This window comes from Solibacillus sp. FSL W8-0474, assembly GCF_038004065.1.
Taxonomy (GTDB): Bacteria; Bacillota; Bacilli; order Bacillales_A; family Planococcaceae; genus Solibacillus; species Solibacillus faecavium.
In genome coordinates, this window is sequence record NZ_JBBOQJ010000001.1 from 2,860,799 (window position 1) to 2,885,434 (window position 24,636).

22 protein-coding genes and 1 other annotated feature are annotated in these 24,636 nt (G+C 36.2%); of the genes, 7 read left to right on the forward strand and 15 right to left on the reverse strand.

Annotated elements, in window-relative coordinates; translation table 11 throughout:
* Nucleotides 1-180 precede the first annotated feature (180 nt).
* Entirely contained in the window at nucleotides 181-954 is a 774-nt protein-coding gene (locus tag NYE67_RS14425; RefSeq protein ID WP_340730326.1) for an SH3 domain-containing protein, read from the forward strand.
* A gap of 62 nt (nucleotides 955-1,016) precedes the next feature.
* On the opposite strand, the gene ald is transcribed toward NYE67_RS14425, so the two are convergent.
* The gene (gene ald, locus NYE67_RS14430; protein ID WP_340730327.1) at nucleotides 1,017-2,153 is read right to left on the reverse strand and encodes an alanine dehydrogenase; all 1,137 of its coding nucleotides are present in this window, start codon (nucleotides 2,151-2,153) and stop codon (nucleotides 1,017-1,019) included.
* A gap of 316 nt (nucleotides 2,154-2,469) precedes the next feature.
* Between ald and NYE67_RS14435 the strand changes: the two genes are divergently transcribed.
* On the forward strand, nucleotides 2,470-2,916 hold the full coding sequence (locus NYE67_RS14435; protein WP_191700580.1) for a universal stress protein: 447 nt from the start codon (nucleotides 2,470-2,472) through the stop codon (nucleotides 2,914-2,916).
* Between the two features lie 116 nt (nucleotides 2,917-3,032).
* Here NYE67_RS14435 and NYE67_RS14440 read toward each other — a convergent pair whose 3' ends face one another.
* The 9 genes from NYE67_RS14440 to ezrA all read right to left on the reverse strand — a co-directional run bounded on the left by NYE67_RS14440 (nucleotide 3,033) and on the right by ezrA (nucleotide 12,849).
* Complete coding sequence (locus tag NYE67_RS14440; RefSeq protein WP_340728681.1) at nucleotides 3,033-3,974, reverse strand: class I SAM-dependent methyltransferase; 942 nt, start codon at nucleotides 3,972-3,974, stop codon at nucleotides 3,033-3,035.
* 192 nt (nucleotides 3,975-4,166) lie between these two features.
* On the reverse strand, nucleotides 4,167-4,673 hold the full coding sequence (tpx, locus tag NYE67_RS14445; RefSeq protein WP_340730328.1) for a thiol peroxidase: 507 nt from the start codon (nucleotides 4,671-4,673) through the stop codon (nucleotides 4,167-4,169).
* A 184-nt stretch (nucleotides 4,674-4,857) separates the two neighbouring features.
* Entirely contained in the window at nucleotides 4,858-5,349 is a 492-nt protein-coding gene (locus NYE67_RS14450) for an RDD family protein (protein WP_340728683.1), read from the reverse strand.
* Nucleotides 5,350-5,363: 14 nt separating this feature from the next.
* The gene (sppA, locus tag NYE67_RS14455; RefSeq protein WP_340730329.1) at nucleotides 5,364-6,371 is read right to left on the reverse strand and encodes a signal peptide peptidase SppA; all 1,008 of its coding nucleotides are present in this window, start codon (nucleotides 6,369-6,371) and stop codon (nucleotides 5,364-5,366) included.
* Nucleotides 6,372-6,531: 160 nt separating this feature from the next.
* A complete protein-coding gene (gene mbcS, locus NYE67_RS14460; protein WP_340730330.1) occupies nucleotides 6,532-8,103 on the reverse strand; it encodes an acyl-CoA synthetase MbcS in 1,572 nt (523 codons plus the stop codon).
* A 164-nt stretch (nucleotides 8,104-8,267) separates the two neighbouring features.
* Entirely contained in the window at nucleotides 8,268-8,474 is a 207-nt protein-coding gene (locus NYE67_RS14465) for an alpha/beta-type small acid-soluble spore protein (protein WP_191700586.1), read from the reverse strand.
* 109 nt (nucleotides 8,475-8,583) lie between these two features.
* Complete coding sequence (gene thiI, locus NYE67_RS14470) at nucleotides 8,584-9,795, reverse strand: tRNA uracil 4-sulfurtransferase ThiI (RefSeq protein WP_340730331.1); 1,212 nt, start codon at nucleotides 9,793-9,795, stop codon at nucleotides 8,584-8,586.
* Complete coding sequence (locus NYE67_RS14475) at nucleotides 9,792-10,940, reverse strand: cysteine desulfurase family protein (RefSeq protein ID WP_340730332.1); 1,149 nt, start codon at nucleotides 10,938-10,940, stop codon at nucleotides 9,792-9,794. Before NYE67_RS14475 ends, thiI begins: the two co-directional genes overlap by 4 nt.
* A gap of 205 nt (nucleotides 10,941-11,145) precedes the next feature.
* Nucleotides 11,146-12,849 carry a septation ring formation regulator EzrA gene (ezrA, locus tag NYE67_RS14480; protein ID WP_340728687.1) on the reverse strand — a complete coding sequence of 568 codons (1,704 nt, stop codon included), beginning with the start codon at nucleotides 12,847-12,849 and terminating at the stop codon, nucleotides 11,146-11,148.
* A 140-nt stretch (nucleotides 12,850-12,989) separates the two neighbouring features.
* Between ezrA and hisJ the strand changes: the two genes are divergently transcribed.
* Together hisJ and NYE67_RS14490 are read left to right on the forward strand one after the other, a co-directional pair.
* Complete coding sequence (gene hisJ, locus NYE67_RS14485; protein WP_340730333.1) at nucleotides 12,990-13,793, forward strand: histidinol-phosphatase HisJ; 804 nt, start codon at nucleotides 12,990-12,992, stop codon at nucleotides 13,791-13,793.
* A 12-nt stretch (nucleotides 13,794-13,805) separates the two neighbouring features.
* Entirely contained in the window at nucleotides 13,806-14,285 is a 480-nt protein-coding gene (locus NYE67_RS14490) for a GAF domain-containing protein (protein ID WP_340730334.1), read from the forward strand.
* Between the two features lie 43 nt (nucleotides 14,286-14,328).
* On the opposite strand, the gene NYE67_RS14495 is transcribed toward NYE67_RS14490, so the two are convergent.
* Complete coding sequence (locus NYE67_RS14495) at nucleotides 14,329-16,185, reverse strand: sensor domain-containing diguanylate cyclase (protein WP_340728690.1); 1,857 nt, start codon at nucleotides 16,183-16,185, stop codon at nucleotides 14,329-14,331.
* A 541-nt stretch (nucleotides 16,186-16,726) separates the two neighbouring features.
* Here NYE67_RS14495 and rpsD point away from each other — a divergent pair.
* A complete protein-coding gene (rpsD, locus tag NYE67_RS14500) occupies nucleotides 16,727-17,329 on the forward strand; it encodes a 30S ribosomal protein S4 (RefSeq protein WP_191700593.1) in 603 nt (200 codons plus the stop codon).
* Nucleotides 17,330-17,447: 118 nt separating this feature from the next.
* On the opposite strand, the gene NYE67_RS14505 is transcribed toward rpsD, so the two are convergent.
* On the reverse strand, nucleotides 17,448-17,639 hold the full coding sequence (locus NYE67_RS14505) for a hypothetical protein (protein ID WP_340730335.1): 192 nt from the start codon (nucleotides 17,637-17,639) through the stop codon (nucleotides 17,448-17,450).
* Nucleotides 17,640-17,890: 251 nt separating this feature from the next.
* Between NYE67_RS14505 and NYE67_RS14510 the strand changes: the two genes are divergently transcribed.
* On the forward strand, nucleotides 17,891-18,058 hold the full coding sequence (locus NYE67_RS14510) for a uroporphyrinogen-III decarboxylase (RefSeq protein ID WP_340728692.1): 168 nt from the start codon (nucleotides 17,891-17,893) through the stop codon (nucleotides 18,056-18,058).
* A gap of 59 nt (nucleotides 18,059-18,117) precedes the next feature.
* Here the strand turns inward: NYE67_RS14510 and NYE67_RS14515 are convergent, their stop codons facing one another.
* The 3 genes from NYE67_RS14515 to tyrS form a co-directional block, all read right to left on the reverse strand.
* A complete protein-coding gene (locus tag NYE67_RS14515) occupies nucleotides 18,118-18,735 on the reverse strand; it encodes a YIP1 family protein (protein WP_340728693.1) in 618 nt (205 codons plus the stop codon).
* Between the two features lie 102 nt (nucleotides 18,736-18,837).
* Nucleotides 18,838-20,010, reverse strand: a complete 1,173-nt coding sequence (locus NYE67_RS14520) for a PstS family phosphate ABC transporter substrate-binding protein (RefSeq protein ID WP_340730336.1) — start codon at nucleotides 20,008-20,010, stop codon at nucleotides 18,838-18,840.
* A gap of 102 nt (nucleotides 20,011-20,112) precedes the next feature.
* Nucleotides 20,113-21,384: a tyrosine--tRNA ligase gene (tyrS, locus tag NYE67_RS14525; protein ID WP_340730917.1), complete on the reverse strand. Its 1,272-nt coding sequence runs from the start codon at nucleotides 21,382-21,384 to the stop codon at nucleotides 20,113-20,115.
* Between the two features lie 71 nt (nucleotides 21,385-21,455).
* Nucleotides 21,456-21,664: a binding site (T-box leader), on the reverse strand.
* Between the two features lie 102 nt (nucleotides 21,665-21,766).
* Here tyrS and NYE67_RS14530 point away from each other — a divergent pair.
* Nucleotides 21,767-24,613: a transglycosylase domain-containing protein gene (locus NYE67_RS14530; RefSeq protein WP_340730337.1), complete on the forward strand. Its 2,847-nt coding sequence runs from the start codon at nucleotides 21,767-21,769 to the stop codon at nucleotides 24,611-24,613.
* The last annotated feature ends 23 nt before the right edge of the window (nucleotides 24,614-24,636 follow it).

Sequence of the window (24,636 nt, forward strand, 5' to 3'; positions counted from 1 at the left end):
AATTTTCGTTGTGAGAATAAGATGTTAAGTGAAGGTATATCAACGTTTACAACTAGTATTCACCTACTAGGATTAATGTACTTTTAAGGCTATTCCCAAATCTTTACTTGTTTTCTATAGGTAAAATTGAGGAATAGGTAATTTACAAGAGGAAATAAATACGAAGAAAGGGAGTGCATCATGAAAAAATTATCGTTATTTATGCTAATCATCTTGCTCATGCTTCTAATGCCATTTAGCTTATTACAAACGCAGCCAGCACATGCAGAGTCGACTCAGTTTATTAATGCGGAAGAAAATATTTTTTTACGTGATGCTCCATCACCTAGTGCAAAAAAATTATCACTTCTTGAAAACTTGTCTAAAGTTACTGTTCTTTCAAAAGAAGGTCAATGGTCTTATATAAAACATAATGGCAATAAGGGTTATATTCTTTCAAAAACTTTAACAACACAAGAACCGAAAAAATATGAACCTAAAAAGGCGCCTGTTATTACAAACGGTTTACTTCCTAAAGCTAATCGAAGCTATACTTATGAACCTTCATTAGAAGGTGGAGCAAAAACTACGTATAAAGCTTCCGTGAATCCGGATATAAGAAATTCCGTTAGCTTAATGGAAGAAGACTTTATTGGCTACACATATATTGAAAATGAAAATAGTTTCGAACTTGGTGTTGCCTATTCCGATGTATTCTTCTTTTCTTTAAGTTATCCGATGAAGGAAAAATCGACAATTTATGATACGGATTATGGAATTGAATCGGATACGAAAACAGAGGTAACTGTCGAAAGTACTTCGACTACTTTAAAGACTAAAGCAGGGACATTTAAAAATGTTGTAGTCATCAAATACCCAAACGGATCTAAACTTTATTTAGCAAAGGATTACGGTATAATTCGAGTTACTAACTTCGAAGGTGAAATTACGACAGAGCTTGTTTCAGTGAAATAAACATTCATAAAAGAACACTCGGACGTTATTAATAACATCCGAGTGTTTTATTATTCATACTTTTAGCTGTTTAATCCTGTTAATACGCCTAAAACGTCATCTACAGCTACATAAGGTAATCCCTGTGCATCTGCTACCGCCTCATAGACAACATGCCCATCAACCGTGTTTAAACCAAGCTTTAACGCTGGGTTGTCAAAACATGCTTTAATGAATCCTTTATTGGCAATTTGTAATGCATATGGCACAGTATTATTTGTTAATGCCAGTGTAGATGTGCGTGGCACTGCACCTGGCATATTTGCAACTGTATAGTGAACTACATCATGTTTAACAAATGTTGGGTTGTCATGTGTTGTAACTTTTTCAGAAGTTTCGAAACAGCCACCTTGGTCGATCGCAATATCAACTACTACTGAACCTGGTGACATCGATTTAATCATTTCTTCTGTTACTAATTTTGGTGCCTTAGCTCCAGGAATTAAAACAGAACCTATAACTAAATCTGCTGAGCGAACAGCATCAGCAATATTGTAAGGGTTTGAAATTAAAGTTTGTACATCCCGACCGAAAATATCTTCAAGCTGACGTAAACGTTCCGGACTTAAATCAATTATTGTTACATCCGCACCCATACCAACTGCAATTTTCGCTGCATTCGTACCAGCAATACCCCCACCAATTACAGTTACTTTTCCGCGTGGAACGCCTGAGACACCCCCAAGTAAAATTCCTTTTCCACCTTGGTATTTCTCTAAATAATGCGCACCAACTTGAGTCGCCATTTTCCCTGCCACTTCACTCATCGGTGTCAATAGTGGTAATGAACGGTTTGGTAATTGAACGGTTTCATAGGCAATTCCCGTAACACGTTTTTCAATTAATGCTTTTGTAAGCTCTGGTTCTGGTGCCAAATGTAGATACGTAAATAATATTAAACCTTCACGGAAATAATTATATTCACTTTTAACTGGTTCTTTTACTTTCAGAACCATTTCCGCATTCCATGCATCTGCAGCTGTATCAACAATTTTTGCGCCTGCTGCAATATAGTCATCATCCGTAAATGCCGAACCTAAGCCAGCACCTTTTTCAATATACACTTCATGACCATTAGCAATTAATGACAATACTCCTGCTGGTGTCATTGCCACACGATTTTCATTATTTTTTATCTCTTTCGGTACCCCGATTTTCAACGTAATTCCTCCCTATAAATATCGCTTAGAAAAATGCTTAACATAATTCAAATCCATTCTACCAACTTTAACACAAAAATAGTAGATTTATTTTAAATATAAAGTTTATTCAGAATAGTGAACTCTGCTAAAAATCGAAAATAATATTTAAAAGTGTAATAAAAATATATTATCATAGTATTTGAACAAATTATGTACGTTTTCCACATAATAGATGACATAATAATAGTAATTTTTTTAATTTTCCGTGTTAGCTATTTCCATTCGATAATCATTTGTTATAATAAAGTCATAGAAAAATTAGGAGGTAATGGAAATGGCAAATCATTATAAAAGCATTGTAGTAGCAGTAGACGGTTCTAAAGAGGCTGAATATGCGTTCCGAAAATCAATTGATGTAGCAAAACGTAATGAAGGTGCAACAATTAATCTAGTAAACGTTATCGATACACGTTCTTTTGCAGCTATCGAAGCTTATGACCGTTCAATCGCTGAGCGTGCTCAACAACACTCTGAAGAATTACTGAATGGCTATAAAAAGCAGGCAGAAGAAGCTGGTGTTGAGAATGTAAACCTTATCATCGAGTATGGTTCTCCTAAAAATATCATTACAAAAGACCTTTCAAATATTGTTGAAGCAGACTTAATCATTTGTGGAGCTACTGGTTTAAACGCTGTAGAACGTTTCTTAATCGGATCCGTTTCTGAATCGATCGTTCGAACTGCTAAATGTGATGTATTAGTAATTCGTACTCCAGAATGATTTCATAATTTAAAAGTAAAAAGCCATCTCCTCATATTGAGAAGATGGCTTTTTAGTTCAATAATATCTGTTTCTTCAGTTGTAAGGCAGTAACCAAACTAACGTCTTAATGTGAATTAACGTTTTTGATTATTGCTTTCTTTCCACATACGTACCTTTTCAAAAAACATTGCCAACGCTTCTCTATTGGACATATTAGGTACTTTTGCCAATAATACTTCGCGTGGTGCTTTTAGTTGTGTACTTTGCTTCTGTAAAATTAAAATACTTTTCTCATGTGCTTTTGAAGCAAATAGATTTTCAGGTAGTTGAATGACAGCCTGAATCCACGCATGGCCCTTAATATACTGATGCAATTGCTTTGCTTGATCAGATTCAAATAAGTTAGATGGAACTAAGAAAAATGCAAAGCCGCCTTCTTTTGTGTAATTCAGCGATTGCTCAATAAATAAGTGGTGTGAATAACTCATTCCTTCTGCTGCACATAATTCATAATCAAGTGCTACCTCTTCGTTCGGATAATAACCTACAGGTAAGTCACATACCACTGCATCTACCGGATCGACTAGTAGCTTCTCGAGTGCATCCTGGCGAAATAGTGTTACAGGTTGTTCTACTAAGTCTCCAGTTGCTGCAGCTAATCGAATTAGCACATCATCAACTTCTACCCCAGTAGCTTCCACTTTGCCTTCAAACGCATTCATTAATGTAAACAGTAAATTTCCTGTCCCTAGGGCTGGGTCTACTATTGATATTGATCGCTCAGTGAGTTCCTGTTCAAAGCAACGCTCCACAAAATGGCTCACAATCAGTCCTAACGTGTCAGGGGTCATTTGGTGATTTGGCTGAGCACTTTTACGCATACCTTTAAGAATCGCAATTTGGATAGCTTTACGCATATCTTCCTTGGTTGCACCTTCTACTTGCCAATCAAATTTCCCATCAAGTGTTTCTTCCAATGTTTGTAACAACGCTTCTAAATAATCCTGCTCTTCCTGGGCAACAATTGTTTCAGCATGGTCATTAATGTATTTAAAGATTTGTTCAAACTTCTCCATAAAAATAACTCCCTCATTCCTATTCATCGAAGAAACGATTCCCACTAAAAAGTGAGACACCACCTCTTTTCATCTGTGGATTCCTTGTTGAAATCTATTTCTCAATCCACAAATGAACAACCCACTCAATAATTATTGAGTGGGTATCCATCATCATGTATTTACTTTACAACAAAATCGTCAAAAACGAAATTATTTTGAAAGAGCTTTTACAGCTTCAATCGCTGCGTCATAATTTGGGTGGTCTGTACCTTCTGGAACATATTCTACATAAGTTACTTTGCCGGCTTCATCCACTACAAAAATCGAACGTGCTAATAGGCGTAATTCTTTCATATGTACGCCATACGCTTCGCCAAAAGATGCATCACGGTGATCAGATACTGTAACGACATTGTCAATACCTGCTGCTCCACACCAGCGTTTTTGAGCAAATGGCAAGTCCATTGAAACTGTATAAATAACTACATTTTCACCTAAACCAGCTGCTGCTTCATTAAATGTACGTGTCTGCTTGTCACAAACACCTGTTTCTAATGATGGTACTACTGAAAATAAGCGAATTTTACCTTCAGAGTCTTTTAGTGTTACCTCAGATAGATCATTTGCTAATACTTTAAAATCCGGGGCTTGATCCCCTACTTTTACTTCATTGCCGATTAATGTTACCGGACCGTTTTTAAATGTTACTTGTGCCATAACTATACGCCTCCTTTATATTCCCTAATATTACTAAACATGATTTGAAAAATGCAACTAACTGAACTCACATTCACTTCCTAAATAAAGAAAAGGATTGCTCAGCATCAAAATTGATTACGAAGCAACCCTTTTCTTTTATATAGAAGGTGTCGATAGTTTACATTTCCCCTTCTAATTTTTCTTAAACATCTTTAGTATAAATCTTCTCATGAATGACAACAGTATCCGCAAAATAATCTGCAATACTTTTATTATTTGGCGAAAATGCGACGATTAAATATGGTAAGTACAATAATGTACCATTAATGAATCTGCCTACTACTTCACGAAAAAGAATAGTCATCCAGTCCAAAGGTTCGCCATTTTCTTTTTCTACCTTTATACCAAAAACCATTTTCCCTAATGTTTGCTTGAAGAACTTCGTCAACAGGACAAAATAAGCATAAAAAATGATTCCGGATATAATGGTCATTGGTGCATACCAGACATTGCTAGCTGTGTTCCAATCCATTAACGCAAATATTGGTTTTATAGATATCCCCACTATTGCACTAACAACTAGAGAATCCAGTATAAAAGCCCAAAAACGCATCCAAAAACCTGCTGTTTTTTGTTTAATAGAAGGCAGCTCTTCGGCAGATGTTGTATCAACTACTTCGATTGCTTCAGTCATTGCTTTCCCTCCTATTAATAGTCACCGTATAAATACATCATACGTGGTGAATTCGTTGATGAAATAATTTTAGATAAAACTTGCGATTCTGCTGATGGGCTGAACATTGAGCCTAATTTGGCCCCTAAAAATAAACCCCAGCTCGTTGTATTTTTCGTATATTCAAACAACTGTGCATCTTCCAGACCATAATCTGCCCGTAATGCATTAATGGCTGCCTCTTCATTACCAATTTCATCGACTAAACCAGCTCTTAATGCCTGTGTACCACCTAATACACGGCCATCGGCAACTTTTTTCACTTCTGCTTCTGACATATTACGTCCAGCTTCAATAATATCAACAAAGTGTTCATACGACTCATCAATCATCTCCTGAAGCATTGCCAGCTCTTCTTTAGTAGAAGGACGTGGCCCCCCGAACATATCTTTATGTTCGCCGGATTTAATCGTTTCAAATTCTACGCCGATTTTTTCAGCTAATTTTTCATAATTGATCGACTGCATAATTACACCAATTGATCCTGTAATCGTTTCACGCTGAGCAAAAATCTTATCTGCTGGTGCTGAAATATAATAGCCACCCGAAGCAGCCATCGCCCCCATTGTTACATAAATCGGTATTTGTCTTTCTTCTTTAATCTGTAATAATTTTTGATATATTTCTTCTGATTCAATTACACCACCACCTGGCGTATTAACCGTTAAAAGAACTGCCTTAACTGTTTCATCGTTTAAAACAGCGTCCAGCTGTTCAAGGAATACTTGATGATTATAATCTACAGTTTCCCATATACTTGGTTCACCAACATCCTGAATTACACCATCAACTTTTAGATTAGCAATACGCTTCGTAAAATCACCTGTTTCGACTACATTTTCATATGTAAGTGCATCTGACCCTAGCATATCAAAGCTACTAAAGAAATCCGTTTTAAAAATTGTAATAATCGTATTAATCCCTATTGAGAAAAATAATAATACGGCAGCTATTATTAAAGCTACTACTCGTTTTGTATTCATGCCTTCGCCTCCTTATTATATGTACGATGGTATATTAAAAAAGTTTCAATGAAAAGCATTTCATTTTACCAGTTTTATCTTATCCTCATTTCCCACAAAAAAAGGCGGCAAAGTTCGCCACCTTTTTCCCTTATTCCCCAGGAAATAATGTCGGAAACTGTTATTTCAACTCTTTAGATCGCAGTTCGACACGACGTATTTTCCCTGAAATTGTTTTAGGTAACTCATCTAAAAACTCAATCACACGTGGATATTTGTATGGTGCTGTCAGTTGTTTAACGTGATTTTGTAAATCCTCAACAATTGTTGGGCTATCTTTCAACGATTGGTCTTTTAATACAATAAAAGCTTTTACGATATTTCCCCGTACTTCATCAGGACTTGCAACGACTGCACACTCTTGGACTGCAGGATGCTTCGTTAAAGCATCTTCGACTTCAAACGGACCAATTGTGTAGCCCGAGGAAATAATAATATCATCATTGCGTCCTTCAAACCAGAAGTAACCTTCGTCATCTTTTGTAGCACGGTCACCTGTTATATACCAATCTCCACGAAATTGAATTGCTGTACGCTCTGGATCTTTATAGTAGCCTTTAAATAGTGCTGGTGTTGATTTGTGTACAGCAATATCCCCAACTTCACCTACCGGAACCGGCTCACCATCCTCATTTACTAATTCAATAATGTTACCTGGAGTTGGTTTTCCCATTGAGCCGGAACGTAATTCTGTATTTAGCAATGTTCCTATTAGCAATGTGTTTTCCGTTTGCCCATATCCATCCCGCACTACTAAATTATGCTCTCGCTTAAATGTTTCAATTACTTCCCGATTTAACGGTTCACCTGCAGATACTGCACTTCGTAATGAATTTAAATCAAATGAGCCTAATTGGTCCAATTTAGCCATCATGCGATATTCAGTTGGTGTACAGCAAAGAACATTTATCTTATATTGCTCTATTAATTGCAAATATTGCTTTGCATCAAACTTCCCTTTATATACAAATGCTGTTGCACCACTTCCCAACACCGCTAAAAAAGGACTCCAAATCCATTTTTGCCAACCTGGTGCTGCTGTTGCCCATACCGTATCTCCATCCTGTACGCCAAGCCATTCTGCGGCTGTCGTACGTAAATGCGCATATCCCCAACCGTGTGAATGCATTACGCCTTTGGGATTTCCCGTTGTTCCAGATGTATAGGCTAAAAACGCTAAATCATTTGATGTTGTATTTACAGAATTAAATTCGTTTAATTGTTGCTGAGCAAGATCCATTAACGATGTCCAACCTTCTTTGTTGTTCCCAACAATAAATCGTTCAACATTGGATAAACTTTCAACACTTTCAAATTCTTTTACAAATTGCTCCATTACGATAATTGCTTTTGCTTCAGAATGAATTAAACGGTATTCAATATCTTTTGCTCTTAGTAATTCTGAACTTGGAATTATTACTAGTCCTGCTTTTAATGCGCCGATATATGACACATATGCCTCCAAACAGCGTGGTAGCATAATTAAAATTACATCACCCTTTTTTAACCCTTTTGCATAAAAGGCATTTGCAGCCTGATTTGCCTGCAGCAAAAGTTCTTCATATGTATAGCGACTTTCCTTTCCATTTTCCTCTTGAAAAATCAATGCAGTTTTATTCGCTTTATTTTCGTGTTTTTCAAATTCATCCACAATATTATAATTTGCTGGTGCTACTAAATAGTCTTGAATCATTTTTAAATCTCCCCTTTGTTTAAAAAGATCTTACCATTTAAGTATAATAATGAAGTTCATTAATATCAAAATATTCCGCTATTTTTAATGGATAAATTATTTTATTACCTGCAAAATAAAAAAGAACCGCTACTTAAAGTAACGGTTCCTTTTTTAAATTTTAATTATTGGTTTCCACCACGTAATTGTTGCTCAGCCATCTGAACTAGGCGTTTCGTAATCTCTCCGCCTACAGATCCGTTTGCACGAGATGATGCTTCTGCTCCTAATTGTACACCAAACTCTTGTGCAATTTCGTATTTCATTTGGTCAAGCGCTTGTTGTGCACCAGGTACACGTAATTTGTTTGAAGAACTATTGTTGTTTGCCATGTGTTGCTCACCTCCTTGTGACATTAGAATGCACCAGGAGAAAAGTTTAATACACAAAAAAAGCAGGTAATTTATAGTTCCATTAGGAAATCATTTCTAGAGTTTAAACTTATAGTAAATCAGCAAATTTATCTTCTTTTACTTGCTTTTGTGGAAACACATGAACTTCGCGGTGTTTCACTGCTCGTTCAATTAAATCATCGAATTCCGTAAAGCTTTCAAAATGCAGTACTTTTTCTAATTTTGGCTTAGTTTTCGGACTAGATGGTGTAAAAATCGTACAGCAATCTTCAAAAGGCTGTATTGATGTTTCATAGGTGCCTATATCTTTGGCAATTTTAATGATGTCATTTTTATCTGCTGAAATTAGCGGACGTAATATTGGTGTGTTTGTCACATCATTAATAGCAGTTAAGCTTTCTAATGTTTGAGACGCAACTTGCCCTAGGCTTTCACCTGTAACGATTCCTAGTGCACCAATTTCTTCGCGAACTTTATCTGCAACTTTCATCATCATACGACGAGTGGATGTCATAGACATATTATCCGGAACCGCATCTTTTACGGCTACTTGTAATTCTGTAAATGGAATGACATGCAGGCGAATATTTGCACCGAATTTAGTTAATTCATTTGCAAGTTCTTTTACTTTTTGCAATGCATTATCGCTTGTATATGGTGGACTGAAGAAGTGAATGGCATCCAGTCTAACGCCTCGCTTCATCATTAAATACCCAGCAACTGGGCTATCAATACCACCGGAAAGCATTAACAGTGTTCGGCCATTTGAACCGATTGGCATTCCTCCAGCACCTTGAATTACTTGTGCCATCATATAGATCGCATCTTCACGTACTTCAATACGAAGTGCGACATCCGGATTTTTCACCTGTACTTTAAAGTTAGGAAAGTTTGGTAATAGGGTTGCACCCATTTCACGCTGCAATTCATGTGTATCCAGTGGGAACGTTTTATCTGTACGATGCACTTCCACTTTAAATGTTAAATCGCCTCGATCACGGTAGTCTTCTAAAATATCCATAGCTAACGCCTTCATTACATCTAAGTCTTTTTCACATGATGCAACAGGGCTGATAGATTGAATACCGAATACATTAGGTAAACGCTCCATTAACACAGCAAATTTCTCTTTGTTTTCTATTTCGATAAACATACGATCACGTTCTGCACGAATTTTCAGTGGTGCAATATCATTGAATGAATAACGGACATTATCACGTAAACGGCTGATAAAATCTTTTTTGTTACGACCTTTTGTTGATAATTCACCGTAGCGAACTAAAATTTCTTTAAAAATCATTGTGTAATTTCTCCTTTTAACTCTTTCATAACTACTGAAAATTGCTTTTTAAATGCAGCAATATCTTCGTCTGTATTATTAGCGCCGAAGCTTAGACGCAATACGCCGTTTTTGTAGCGACTATCGATATTCATTGCCTCCACAACATGGCTAGTTTTCGTTTGTTTAGATGAACAGGCACTTGATGTTGAAACGATAATATCGCGTTTTTGTAATGCATTAATTAAAATTTCACCTTTTAATCCTTTTACACTAAACGATAAAATATGTGGTGCACCGTCTTTTGGGGAAAGTATATAAACCTCTTGATCAAATTGCTCAAAGAAATGATGCAGCTCTGCTGACCATTTTTTAAAGTTCTCGACATGTACAGGCATTTTCTCAACAGCTAAACGCGCAGCTTTTGCCAACGCAGCAGCTTGTGGTACTGCAACAGTTCCACTGCGTAAACCAAATTCCTGTCCCCCACCAACGATAAATGCCTTCAGTTGTGGTTTTTTACGAAATGCTAACAGACCGCTCCCTTTCAGACCATGAATTTTATGTCCTGAAATAGAAATAACATCCGGACCATTATCGCCATCAAACAATACTGGCAGCTTACCGAAACTTTGTATCGCATCTACGTGGAACATTGCTTGGCATTGTTTATGAATTAGTTGTGCTGCTTCTTTAATTGGCTGTATTGCACCCATTTCGTTATTTACATGCATAATACTTACGATAATAGTATCTTTACGAAGCTTTTGCTGTAATTCCTCTAAAGAAATAAGCCCAGACTTATTTACTTTTAAATAGTCGATTTCATAGCCTTCTTCCTCTAAACGCTTAACAGCTTCCAAAATCGATGGATGCTCTATTTCTGTCGTAATAATATGCTTTCCTCTAAAATTACTTGATTTTGCAAGACCAAAAAGTGCAGCATTATTTGACTCAGTTCCCCCGGAAGTAAACAATATGTTCTTTTCTTCAGTATGGAGAATACTTGCTAATTGCTCACGAGCTTTTGTTAATAACGTATTTGACTCAACACCGGCACGATGGATGGAAGCCGGATTTGCAAAATACTGTTCATTTACTACCAAGAATGTTTTTAGAACATCCTCGTGTGGTTTTGTTGTCGCACTATTATCTAAATAAATCATCTATACTCTACCTTCTTTTTTAACTATTTAGCTTTGCGACAAGGTTGCGTGAAAACACTTACCCCAACGTAAAGCAATACTTTATAGGTAATTTCATCTCAAGCAGAGAGGTTGTGATAATAGTCTATTAAACCATTACCACAACCTCTTTAATTTGCTTATTTATTATAACGCTAAATCGTTCAACATGTAACCGTTATGCTTATCATTTTGAAATCAGTTGTTCTTGTACAAGCTCTTCAATACGATTAATAGCATTTGGATCAACAATTTCAACTGCCCTTGCTGCGTCTTCCAATGCCTTTATGTAGCGGAACTTTTTAAATGCATCCTCTGCTTCAAGTAAACTTTCATGCACTTGACGATTATTGGCGCGATATCTGTTACCAAACTGAATGAGACGTTCAATGATTAAAACATTCTCAATCATTTCCTGTGCTTTTTCATGTGTTTCTTCAATGGATTGCTTTGCACTTAGTAAATGTTGGTTTACTTGTACAATATTTAGTGGTACTTCCTGTAAACTTTGAACTACTACAAAAATACGTTCTGCCGCTTCTTCCAATCGCGCATCCATTTCCTCTGGTATCCCAGGAATATTGGCACGTCCTAGCAAGCGTTCTGTATTTTGTAGCAAACGCTTTAAAGTTTCCAATTCAGCCCTTGCTTTATTCTCGTCAATCCGTAAATTCTTTAATTTATTTGAAAAGCTCTCTTGTTCTTCTGCAATACGCTCAATTTCATCTGTAATTTCCTTCAATTCTTCCTGAAGGCTTGAATATGCGGACTTTTCTTCCTGTACACGCGTAGACAATAATTCATAGCGTCTTTGTAAAACTTCTAAATGCTTCAAACCGACTTTTGGAATTTCAGCCTCTTTGTCCTGCAATCGATAGCTATGCTGAATATAAGCCACTTCATCACTAATATCTTTTGTTAATCGCATCACTTCATTAATCGTACTATACATACCCGAACAATTGCGTTCGACATATTTTCTTGCCATTACTTCTTTTTCCAGTAAATTATAGAAATGATCAATTTCATCATTAATCGTTTGAATGCGTGGCAATACAGTCTGTAAATTCAACTCGGCAATTGCTTCCTTCAATACGTCTAATTCGTTTTCAAGCCCATCCAGGTATTCTGTCAGCTCTAAATGACGCAAATAGTAGTTTTGCTCTTCCATTTCACGCTGACCATTTCGTAACTCATGAATCGCTGTCGGAATTTTTGTCTGTATTTCTGTAAGTAATGTTGGTACTTCATTTAGTAGGTTAAAGATTGTTTGAGCTTCATCATTTAGTTGGAGTACAATTTCACGGGCCTGTAGGTAGTTACCGTCTTTCGTTAGCTCATCAAACTCTTCAAACTTTGGTACAAACTGCTCTAGTTTCTTTTCCAGTTCCTCTAAAGCGGGACCAAATGAATGTTGATGTGCCAAGATCGTTTTACGAGCTGAGCGGTAATACTCTTTCAATTGTTCAATTTCGATACGGTTTTTTTCTTCACTGCCGATTAATTCGTCTAGCTCTGTAATAATTTGCACACGAACTTGCTCACACTTTGTAAGTTCCTGATCAATTTCTCGTTCTGTATGCGTAGCTTTTTTGAATTTAAAACGATCAATAAATTCTTCCGCATCAAATAACAATTCGTCAATTTTCGGAATTTGTTTATCCACAACATCCAACCATCGATTTCGCCAGTTTTCAAATAGCTCTTCTGTTTGACCATTCATGTTTAGCGCTTTTACTTTAGCTAGCTCTTCAAAAATTGGATAGTGTTGGATTTGTAACTTTTCTTTATCTAATCGTCCTATTTCTGCATTATGCTTGCGTCGTACTACCAACCCTACAATCAATAATGCTAATAGTATGACGACAACAATGATGATATAATTTATCATTGTAAGCCCCCTAATCCCAATTAAAATCAATAAATTACTTATATATGTCTTATTAATAATAACATGTTTTATACTATTTGTTGAACTATTTACAGGTTTTTTTACTGCAAATCCCATATTTTTGAAGGAGGTCGCATAAATTGATGCGCGATGGACATATACATACCCCTTTTTGCCCACATGGCTCCACAGATTCATTCGAGGAATATATCGATAAAGCGATTGAAAGTGGATTCAAAGAAATATCTTTTACAGAACATGCTCCTTTACCTGATGGCTTTATCGATCCAACACCCGACAAGGATAGTGGTATGGATAAAGCATATTTGAAAGACTATATTCATCAACTGAAAAGACTTAAAGAACGCTACCAGTCAAAAATTATTATTAATATCGGTTTAGAAGTTGATTATATTATTGGTTTCGAGAATCAAACTCGTCACTTTCTAAATGAGTTTGGTCCTTTCCTCGATGATGCCATTTTATCAGTTCACTTTTTAAAGGCAGCAGACGAGTATGTATGCATTGACTTTTCCGACAAAGTCTATTTACAATTTGCTAATAAGGTAGGCGGAATCGCCCCTATGTACGAACTCTATTACGAAACGGTTAAAAAATCGATTTTGGCAGACCTGGGCCCTTACAAGCCGACACGAATAGGTCATCCAACATTAATTCATAAATTTCAGCTTGCTCATTCAGAACAAATCGACGACTCCTTGCGTATTAAGGAAGTCCTCACTTTAATGAAGCAGTATCATTATGAACTTGATTTCAATAGTGCCGGTATAAGTAAACCTTTCTGCAAGGAGCCCTATCCGCCATTACCATTTGTACAATTTGCAAAAGAATTAAACATACCTATTATTTTTGGATCTGATGCACATACTGCACAGGATTTACATCAGCATCACGAGGCTTTACAGCAAAAAATTATATTTTAATTGGAGGTTTATATGTTTGCTAATATTTCTTACAGCGGTACGCTAACAGAGCAGTACGAGCAACTTGCAAAACATCTTGACGCATTATTGGATGGGGAAAACGACCTCATTGCTAATTTAAGTAATGCGTCAGCTTTACTAAATTACTTTTTAGAAGATATCAATTGGGTTGGCTTTTATTTAATGAAGGATGGCGAATTAGTTCTTGGTCCATTCCAGGGATTACCTGCTTGTGTGCGCATTCCTGTTGGACGCGGTGTTTGTGGAACTGCAGTCGAAAACAATGAAACAATTATGGTGGATGATGTACATACTTTCCCTGGACATATCGCCTGTGATGCAGCATCTAAATCGGAAATCGTCATTCCTTTAACTGCAAATGGAACAGTATTTGGCGTTTTGGATATTGATAGCCCGAATGAAGCTCGTTTTTCATTGGAAGATAAAGCAGGATTAGAGCGATTTGTCAGTGTGCTCTTAAAACATATTTAAATAGAAAATAGGGAGAACCTGAATTAATTTTCAGGTTCTCCCTTTAACATTTTAGTTCCATTGAACTTTCAAACACACAAACGCGATTTTTCCCGTTACTTTTAGCATTGTATAAAGCTGTATCCGCCTGTAAAAAGATATGTTGAAAATCCGGTCGCTTTCCTTTATACCATGTAACCATTCCGGCCGAAATTGTGACAGAAGGTTTCGTTACTTTTGGTATCAGATCCACTAGCTCTTTCGAAACTTTCATTGCCTCATCTTCTAGAATGTTCGGAATATAAATTGCGAGCTCTTCACCGCCCCACCTTGAACAGATCCCTCTTAAACCAATTTTCTTTTTTAATTGAACAGCAATTTGAACGAGCACTTTATCCCCAACCTGATGTCCAAACGTATCATTAACCTTTTTAAAGTTATCAATATCAATTAGAAGAAACATACCTGAGTCATCTTTTTGAATTGATTTTTCTACATAAGTATCAGAGTAACTACGGGCATAAAGCTTTGTTAAATGATCACGATCCACCATTTCCTGTAATTGCTCCCGTAAAACAGAGTTGGAAATAGCTAAAGAAGAATGATGAATAAGCGATTGCATCAACTTAAAACTATCAAAGGAGAAGAAATACGGTTCCTGATGCAATACAATGCTAAATCCAATAATCTTTTCTTCCACAATCATTGGAATAGCCATCACTGATTTATATTCAATTTCCTCCGCAATAAGACGACTAAAATCAGCGATAAATAACGGATCCTGTTTTACTTTAAAGTGCTTTTCTACATAATGAATATATGCTAGAGATTTATCTTGATTAAAATACGGAGTACAGACTTCCGTCATTTCATAATGATCTTTCCCTTTAAATAAAAACCCGACTTCCATCGGTTGGAATGACTTTAATAATTGTTTTTGTAAAAATAAAAGCATTTCGTTAATCGTCAACTTCATATTCAAACGATGAGAAGTTTCGTTAATTAACTGCAAATCGCTGATTAGTCGATGTGATTGGTGATAGAGTTTGGCATTTTCCAATGCATTCCCTGATGCCTGGGCAAGCATTTTTATAAACTCTTTTTCTGAATTGGTAAAGGAATAATTAATAGGTGCTTTTACCTGTAATATGCCGTAAATTGCTTGCCTACCTTTAATAGGTACGTTTAATAAACGACAGTCCAATTCTATGGCTATATCCTCTTTTAACTCTCCAGATACAAACGCCTCGATTGTTGAAGGTCGCTCTGACAAGTAATCAAAAGGTTTTATTTGGATTTTCGTTTGACGATCCTGATCATTTGATAATATCAGTTCTACTTCTAAATCTGAAAAGTTATCTTCAATCGTAATCAGTACATTTTGCAAAATTACATCAATATCCATCGTGGAGTGAAAAAGGTCAGTCATTCCATAAAGTTTACGATATTTTTGCTCATTTGAATGTACTTCATAATTTTGCACTAAATATTTATGAACGGAGGAGATATTAATTATAATATCTTCTGTTAATTGTATTTCGAAAGGGGGAGTTGTTTTTTTATATTTAAAAACAATGATTCCATCGATTTTATTGTTACTCATAAGTGGCATTATATTTGTATGGTTTCTGAAATACGAAAGTTCCTTTAAAAACTTGGGTAACTCTACAACCTTATTTCCATTTAGATAAGGGACTAATAAATTAAAATCGATATTATAATAATTCAGGTTGGTTACCGGCTTTAGGTTGTTATCAATCAAATGGAATAAAAAACAATCTTCCATTTTGAAAAAATCTGCCAGGCTCTCTTCCAATAGCAGAAAATAGTCATGAAGTTTATTTTGCTGTATATTTGAATTCATACAAAGGTTCAGGATATTAGATTTAAATTGATCAATCTTTAGTTGATTTTCCACCATTAAATCACCTTTTCTTTCGCTATTGCCATTGTCAGTTTCTTATTACTTATCATCAAGTATACACTCATCGTGCCTATTTGACTATTTATTTATGTAATATTTTTCTAATAAACACCCCTAATAGTATCGTTTTTATTAGAAAAACGATTATTTTCTGTCTCATCACCATTTTCCCTTATATGTATAATTACCTAACATTAATTTTTCCGGTAGTTTACCTCTACTAATTGATGTTTTATCACCCATTTACTTCTTTTATTCTTCTAATAATTCATACTTAACATTTACTACTTCACGGAAATAGTACTAATTGTTGACGTGCTGTTAAAAAAAAGATACAATAGCCTTTGTGTAAAATGAATGCAGTAGTTGTATAACTTAATCGTGTATTTTGTTCCTTCTAACTTATTAGAATGGTGTATTGTGTAACCCTCTCGGCTGCATGGGCGAAGATACATGAAAATAGAATACCGTTTAATGTCGGGTACAACTGGTTTTTTCTTTTACAACAAAAACCAAATTTAAAGGAGGAGACACAATTATGTCTCGTTATACAGGTCCATCTTGGAAACTATCTCGTCGTCTTGGTATTTCATTAAGCGGCACAGGTAAAGAAATCGCAAAACGCCCTTACGCACCAGGTCAACACGGCCCGAACTCTCGCGGTAAAAAATCAGAGTACGGTCTACAATTAACTGAAAAACAAAAATTACGTCATATGTATGGTATGACTGAACGTCAATTCAAAAACACTTACCTTAAAGCTGGTAAATTACAAGGTGTACAAGGTGAAAACTTCATGATCTTACTTGAAACTCGCCTTGACAACTTAGTATACCGTTTAGGTTTAGCTCGCACTCGTCGTGCAGCTCGTCAATTAGTTAACCATGGCCACATTTTAGTGGATGGTAAACGCGTTGATATCCCATCATTCTCAGTAAAACCAGGTCAAACGATCTCATTACGTGAGAAATCAGCTAACCTTTCAGTAGTAGCTGAATCTGTAGAAGTTAACAGCTTCGTACCAGAATATTTATCATTCGATGCAGACTCTAAAGTAGGTACTTTCGTACGTATGCCAGAGCGCTCTGAATTATCTGCTGAAATCAACGAACAATTAATCGTCGAGTTCTACTCTCGTTAATTAGTAGTTGACTCTGCAAAGAGTAACTTAAAAAGCCCTAGAAACTTGTTAAATCAATGTTTCTAGGGCTTTTTTATTGTACTTTTTATATTACTTAAGTAGCTGAACGAAATATATTTTATTCAGAAATATAAATTGTTGCATCATTTTCTAAACCTATATGAACACTTACAACTGAATGTCCTTTGTCATCAAACCATACTCCATTAGATTTGACTATTAAATCTAATGTTTGATAATCAAGTTTTATATTGTCTTTAACTTTTTTATCTGATTCATTTATTAAAATAGAAACATTATAAGATTCCATTGTTACACCTCCCAACTTCTACCTACAATTGCACGCAAATAAGAAACCTAAGGACAAGCTATTACTCTGATAAGTTTACTTTTTTCTTATTCAACTTCAGAGAAAAACATCAAACTTTTGTATTGATGCGGGAATAATTTACTTCACATAACTTATCTTGCGTTACTATTTGTATACCCCAATAACACATTTCTGCAAACGGATAAATATTAAAATATCCCTCATACTTATTTTATAATTTAATAAAGGATGTGATTTTTTTGGAAGATGCAAAATTTGCCGAACTGAATAGTGAAAAACTTAGTGCAATCAAACAACTGGAAGAAAAGTTGAACGTAACATTAATTGCTTATGACATTACCGGATCAAATAGTCATATTCAAAATGGCAATAATCCAGATGTGATTAACCCGTCTTAATGTTTTACTTTACAAAATAAAAAGACATTCACAAGATGCTACAATGTGAATGTCTTTTTTTAAAACAATAAATAACCAGCGCTTACCATTAATACTATTATCACAATAAAGGAAGCGAAAAATGCTTTCCATGTTGAAATTCGGTGCACTTCTGAAATACCAACTACTGTAATAACATATGTCCATAAACTGGCGATAATTATAAACGTACCACATACAAACTGTAAGATTAAATCACTTAATGATGTTTCAATATAAGTAATATTAAAAAAAGATTGCGGCGCAAATTGCATCCAAAACAATAGTATCGGTAATATCCAAATATAAGGAATCATCGTTACACTAATCATGCGGAACATTTCTTTAAACTTACCTATCCCGCCGAATGCTTTTGCTGATAGTGTCAAAACACCCGCTGATAAAGCTGTAGAAAGAAAGTAGAGCAATAAACTTGATAATAATGTCGAATAAACGATATCACCTAAAGTATATGCCCCTGTAAAATCCGAGCCGATAAAGCTAATTAAATTGCTTGCAAACATACCGATAATACCTACGATAATGAAATAAGATAACTTTTTATGTGTTAGAACATAACGAATGGTATCACGAGGTTTGGTAGCAATACTTAATACCGCATGTCGATCATCGACTGCATGTGTCAATTGCTCATTCAAAACAAAATCCCCCTAAAAATATGTCTATACTCTATTATACTGGCATACTGTGGGCGATTCAAAATTATTGTACTTAAATATGATTCTCTTATTTTTCAACCACTATTCTCCTGAAGTTATGGAAACATACCCTGCTTTTTCTATTAAAGATTGACCTTCTTCTGACAAGATCCAATCAATTAATGTTTTTACATTGCCAATTGGCTCACCGGCCGTCACAATATAAAATTCCGAAGCAATTGGATAGGCATTGGAGCGAATTGTTTCTTTTGTAGGAGCTACCCCGTTAACTTTCAATAGTTTTATTTCTTTATTCCGCACCATTTCATTTGAGTAATATCGGAATGTATAACCAATTGCATTTTTGTAATTTTTATATTGGGAAACCTCATTAATAATTCCCCCCATGCCTGTCGCGATATCTTCAGTTGGCGCCTCCATTAAAGGTGTATCCCCCATTAGACGTTGCAAAGCAGTTTGAGATCCACTATCCTGTGGTCTTTGGAATGCACGAATTTCATCATTATCCCCACCAACTTCAGACCAATTTGTAATCTCACCGGAATATATTCCTTTGATTTGTTCCAACGATAAACCGTCAATATTATTTTTACTATTCACGAAAAAGACGAATGCCTCTTTTCCAATAGGCGTTAATACCAATTCAAAGCCCTTATCTTCTGCTCGCCTTATTTGATTTTCAGAAGGTCCTGCTGCGAAGATTAGGTCTGCCCTTCCTAAAATCAAATTTGTATAGGCTTCATGTGTTTGGTTAACCATTACCTCACTCTTATATGGGTTATAATTTTTTTCAGGATATACTTCTTGAGCAATCGCGGCATAGAGTGGATACAATGCCGTCGCACCATCGATGACCGGTAAAGGTTCTTCTAATTTTAATGACGCAGTTTGTTCAAGCTCCACTAGTTGATTGCCTTCTACAAACGGTTCATACTGATAAATATTAACCTCAGCATCAACAGTAGGCACTCTGCTATCCAACCACTTATATATTGGTTGAATACATGTAATAGCTATAATAATCCCAGCTAGTCCCCAAAATACTTTCACACGCTTCTTCTTTTGATAAAATACATCAAAAATTTGAAGCACAAAACCTATATATAAAATTGAAGCTATTGCAATTATTAGCGGTATGTAATGAATGTTGCCCGCCAGTAGAAACGTGAAAACAATAACAAACGTGAAAAAGCTTGCTCCCAGCAATACAAAAATGGCCATTCCAATTTGTCCCCAATAAGATTTTTTCTCCATATCATCTCTCCCTTCTCATTATTACGTTCTTTCTAATTCCTAATATTCCTTTAAAAAACGCCTTGGAAAACTTTATTTCCAAGGCGTGTCAAAATCATTTAGTTATACAAATTTCACCATGTGATATTTTTTCTTTCCTCGACGGATAATCGCGAATGCATCTTCTAATCGGTCTTTTCCATCAATCAAATATTCCAACTCTGTAACCTTTTCTCCGTTTACGCTGATCGCACCGTTTGTTACATCTTCACGTGCTTGGCGTTTTGACGATGAAATGCCGGCTTCTACAATTAACTCAACAATGTTTTTGTCTTCTTTTGCTACCTCTACAGATGGAACGCCAGCAAATGCTACTTTCATTTCATCTACTGATAGTGCTTTTAAATCCCCTGAGAATAACGCTTTTGTAATACGCTCCGCTGCTTCTAGACCAGTTTCACCGTGGATAAGGCGTGTCATCTCTTCAGCTAAAGCTTTTTGTGCTTTACGTAAATGCGGCTCTTCTTCCACACTTACTGCTAATGCTTCAATTTCTTCACGTGTTAAGAAAGTAAAGATTTTAAGGTATTTGACAACGTCTGCATCTGCAGTGTTGATCCAAAACTGGTAGAACTCATATGGTGATGTTTTTTCAGCATCTAACCATACTGCGCCACCTGCTGTTTTACCAAATTTTGTACCATCTGCTTTTGTTACAAGAGGAATCGTAATACCGAATGCTTTTGCATTTTCATCGTGTGTTTTACGAATCATTTCCAATCCCGTCGTAATATTGCCCCACTGATCCGAGCCACCTACTTGAATACGAACATTATGGTGATCGTATAAATGATTGAAGTCGATACCTTGAATTAATGTGTAAGCAAATTCAGTAAATGAAATACCTGAATCTAAGCGTGAAGCTACTGTGTCTTTATTTAAAATGTAGTTTACATTAATTAATTTCCCGTAATCACGTAAAAAATCAATTAATGACATTGGGCCAACCCAATCATTATTATTAACTAATACAGCACCGTTTGCTGCATCTGATGAGAAGTCGAATAAACGCTCCATTTGTTTTTTTAGACCTTGAACGTTTTTGTCGATTTGCTCCATCGTCTGTAGTTGGCGCTCTTCAGAACGTCCTGACGGATCCCCGACAGTACCTGTAGCTCCCCCAACTAATAAAATCGGTGTATGACCCGCTTTTTGGAAACGGCGTAATGTAAGTAATGGTACGATATGACCGATATGCATCGAATCTGCTGTTGGATCGACACCTACATATAATGAAACCTTCTCCTCGTTTAAAAGCTTTTCCATACCTTCAGCGTCCGTTTGTTGGTATAACAAACCGCGCCATTCTAAATCTTGCAGTAATTCATTCATTATTTTTCTCTCCTTTTACATGTGTTGTTATTCGCTATGTAAGGAAACAAAAAACGCCCCTACACGCCAATGCATGCAGGGACGTCAAATTTCTCATTTAACGCGGTACCACCCAGCTTGAAGAAAATTAAAAACTTTTCTTCCACTTTAAGCGTCTATAACGTGACGATCCGTCCAAGCTCCAAGTACGTAATTCATAAATGCGCTTTCTCTGGCTTTCACCAACCGCCAGCTCTCTAATCAGGGAACACATTTATTACTGCAAACTCTTCTTTGCCTGAAATTTATATTTTCTATTCTACCTAGAAAATAGATGTTGTCAATAAATATATTCGTTTATATATCAAATATGCTATAATAAACAAGATTTTAGGAGGGCGATGTTGTGAAAGAATGGCTTGATAAATTTAATAAAAAAATCGAATCCCTTGTTTCTTCAAAACAGATGCGCTACGTACGAATTACTGGTGGCGTATTCTGGAATTTAACCTTATTAGCAGTAATTTTTGTTGCTACTACGCTGTTATTTGTTGGGGGTGTAGGTGCAGGTTACTTCGCATCATTAACAAAGGATGAACCTTTGCGATCAAAAGAAGAGATGCGCGAGCAAATATTCAGCTATGAAGAAACAAGTGAACTTTACTTTGCAAACGATATTTACATAGGAAAAATTCGAACAGACTTAGACCGACGTGAGACATCGCTTGCTAATATATCTCCAATAGTTATAAATGCGGTGCTTGCTACGGAAGATGAATATTTCCGCGAGCATGAAGGAATTGTACCAAAAGCAGTTTTACGTGGGTTACTACAGGATGTATCGAACTCCTCTACACAAACTGGTGGCTCTACTTTAACACAGCAGTTAATAAAAAACCAAATACTTACAAATGAAGTTTCGTATGAGCGTAAAGCAAAAGAAATACTACTCGCTTTTCGTCTCGAGAAATTTATGAGCAAAGAAGAAATTTTGGAAGCATACCTTAACATTATTCCTTATGGTCGGAATTCTTCTGGTCGGAATATTGCCGGAATTGAAACAGCAGCCCAAGGTATTTTTGGTATTCCAGCTTCTAAGCTAAATTTACCACAAGCAGCCTATATTGCCGGAATACCTCAAGCTCCTTTTAAATACACACCATTTACAAATAAGGGTGAACAAAAGAGTGCTGAGGGAATGAAACCAGGTATCGACCGTATGAAAACGGTATTATATCGTATGCAGGAAGTAGGCTATATTTCGGAAAAAGAATATAACGAAGCAATAGGCTATGATATTACAAAAGATTTGAAGGGTTATGAAGAACGACCAGAGGACAAATATCCTTGGCTAACAGCTGAGCTAGAAATGCGAGCAAAAGAAATTTTCGCAAAAATACTTGCTGAAGAAGACGGAATTGACCCAGACCGTTTAAAAGAAGAAAAGAACTTAAACGAAAAATACTCTATTTTAGCAGACCGTACAATTCGTTCTGGAGGGTATCGTATTTATTCGACAATCAATAAAGATATGTATGATGCTATGCGAAATGTGACAGAAGAATTTACCTTGTATGGTCAAACATATAAGAAAAAAGAAAAAGATCCAGAAACAGGTGAAGAAATCGAAGTGGATGTGCCTGTTCAAACAGGAAGTATCATTATCGATAATAAAACAGGTCGTATTTTAAGCTTCGTCGGTGGACGTGACCACCAGTTAGAACAGTTAAATCATGCTACACAAGCTTATCGATCAAATGGATCAACTATGAAACCATTACTTGCTTATGCACCGGCACTGGAATATGGTGTAATCGGGGCGGGTAGCCCGGTAGTAGATGTTAAGTTTAAACGTGATTATGATAATTACGAACCTGTAAACTATATTCCTACACAGGAATTAGGTATTATTCCTGCACGTCAGGCAGTTGCTTCTTCTCAAAACTTGGCTTTGTTACGTTTGTATGACTCAATTTTAGATCGCCGTCCTGCTACGTATTTAGATAAAATGGGCTTTTCTAAGTTAACTGAAGGAGATTATGTGCATTTATCTACAGCCATTGGTGGTATTACTCATGGGGCAACAGTCGAGGAAAATACAAATGCTTATACTACATTTGCAAATGAAGGAAAATTCATAGATGCCTATATGATTGAGCGTATCGAGGATTTAGATGGTAATGTTGTTTATGAACATAAAGTTGAGCCGGTGGAGGTATTCAGTCCGGAAACTGCCTATATGATGACAGATATGTTACGTGATGTACTTCAACAAGGCGGTACCGCAACTTTAGCGAAAAGTCAGTTAAAGTTCTCTTCAGACTTTGCAGCTAAAACAGGTACAACACAGGATCATAAAGACGTTTGGCTAGTAGGCTATAACCCGAATATCTCAGTCGGTGTCTGGTTAGGTTATGACCAGCCTCGTACTCTTTATGCATTTAATAATCGTTATCAGCACCCTAGTAATCGTGTCAACCGATTATGGGCAAGTTATTTAAATACGCTTTATGATATCGATCCAGAATTAATCGGTACGAAGGAAACATTCAAAAAGCCAGAAGGTGTTGTTACGCAGTCGTTCTGTGGAATATCCGGATTAGCTGCTTCCACATCTTGTTCAAATGCTGGTTTAGTCATTTCCGATTTATTTAACAAAAATGTATTTTTACCTACACAGCCAGATGATAGTTTCGTTTCATCTACTTCTGTAGTAATTAACGGCAGTACTTATGCGGCACTACCAAGTACACCAACTGAGTTTGTCCAAATGAGTGGATTCGGATTGAATCAGGCCTTTATTGACCGTATGCTAGGTAGGCTCGGCGGGGATGCATCAAAGCTATTGCCATTTAGTACTGGTAATGGTGTTGTATCAGGTGCCCAGTTCGAAGCGGATGGTGCTCCACCTGAAGCTGTATTTGCAACATTGGCAAATGGCTCATTATCATGGACGGCTTCAGCATCCAATGATGTGGTTGGCTACCGTGTATACAGTATTACAAATGAAGGCACATCACTTGTAAGATCATTAAAGTCTTACGAAGGGTTCCAAATGTCTGTGTCAGAAGGCGTTAGGTATGTCGTTGTTGCTGTTGATATTACTGGCCTGGAGTCGGGTTATTCGAATGAAGTTGGGGAAGTTTATACTGCGCCACCTGAACCCGAAGATGAAGAGAATACTGTACCAGGAGAGATCATAGAAGAAGATTTAGACGATATAGAAATCGATCCAGAAACAACTATTGATTAATTTATAAAAAAACTGGGGCTGAG

Bases quoted from the DNA above. Each gene is read 5' to 3' on its own strand.
- NYE67_RS14425 (WP_340730326.1), top strand. From the start codon at position 181: ATGAAAAAATTATCGTTATTTATGCTAATCATCTTGCTCATGCTTCTA.
- NYE67_RS14435 (WP_191700580.1), top strand. From the start codon at position 2,470: ATGGCAAATCATTATAAAAGCATTGTAGTAGCAGTAGACGGTTCTAAA.
- NYE67_RS14440 (WP_340728681.1), bottom strand. From the start codon at position 3,974: ATGGAGAAGTTTGAACAAATCTTTAAATACATTAATGACCATGCTGAA.
- tpx (WP_340730328.1), bottom strand. From the start codon at position 4,673: ATGGCACAAGTAACATTTAAAAACGGTCCGGTAACATTAATCGGCAAT.
- NYE67_RS14450 (WP_340728683.1), bottom strand. From the start codon at position 5,349: ATGACTGAAGCAATCGAAGTAGTTGATACAACATCTGCCGAAGAGCTG.
- sppA (WP_340730329.1), bottom strand. From the start codon at position 6,371: ATGAATACAAAACGAGTAGTAGCTTTAATAATAGCTGCCGTATTATTA.
- mbcS (WP_340730330.1), bottom strand. From the start codon at position 8,103: ATGATTCAAGACTATTTAGTAGCACCAGCAAATTATAATATTGTGGAT.
- NYE67_RS14465 (WP_191700586.1), bottom strand. From the start codon at position 8,474: ATGGCAAACAACAATAGTTCTTCAAACAAATTACGTGTACCTGGTGCA.
- thiI (WP_340730331.1), bottom strand. From the start codon at position 9,795: ATGATTTTTAAAGAAATTTTAGTTCGCTACGGTGAATTATCAACAAAA.
- NYE67_RS14475 (WP_340730332.1), bottom strand. From the start codon at position 10,940: ATGATTTATTTAGATAATAGTGCGACAACAAAACCACACGAGGATGTT.
- ezrA (WP_340728687.1), bottom strand. From the start codon at position 12,849: ATGATAAATTATATCATCATTGTTGTCGTCATACTATTAGCATTATTG.
- NYE67_RS14490 (WP_340730334.1), top strand. From the start codon at position 13,806: ATGTTTGCTAATATTTCTTACAGCGGTACGCTAACAGAGCAGTACGAG.
- NYE67_RS14495 (WP_340728690.1), bottom strand. From the start codon at position 16,185: ATGGTGGAAAATCAACTAAAGATTGATCAATTTAAATCTAATATCCTG.
- rpsD (WP_191700593.1), top strand. From the start codon at position 16,727: ATGTCTCGTTATACAGGTCCATCTTGGAAACTATCTCGTCGTCTTGGT.
- NYE67_RS14505 (WP_340730335.1), bottom strand. From the start codon at position 17,639: ATGGAATCTTATAATGTTTCTATTTTAATAAATGAATCAGATAAAAAA.
- NYE67_RS14520 (WP_340730336.1), bottom strand. From the start codon at position 20,010: ATGGAGAAAAAATCTTATTGGGGACAAATTGGAATGGCCATTTTTGTA.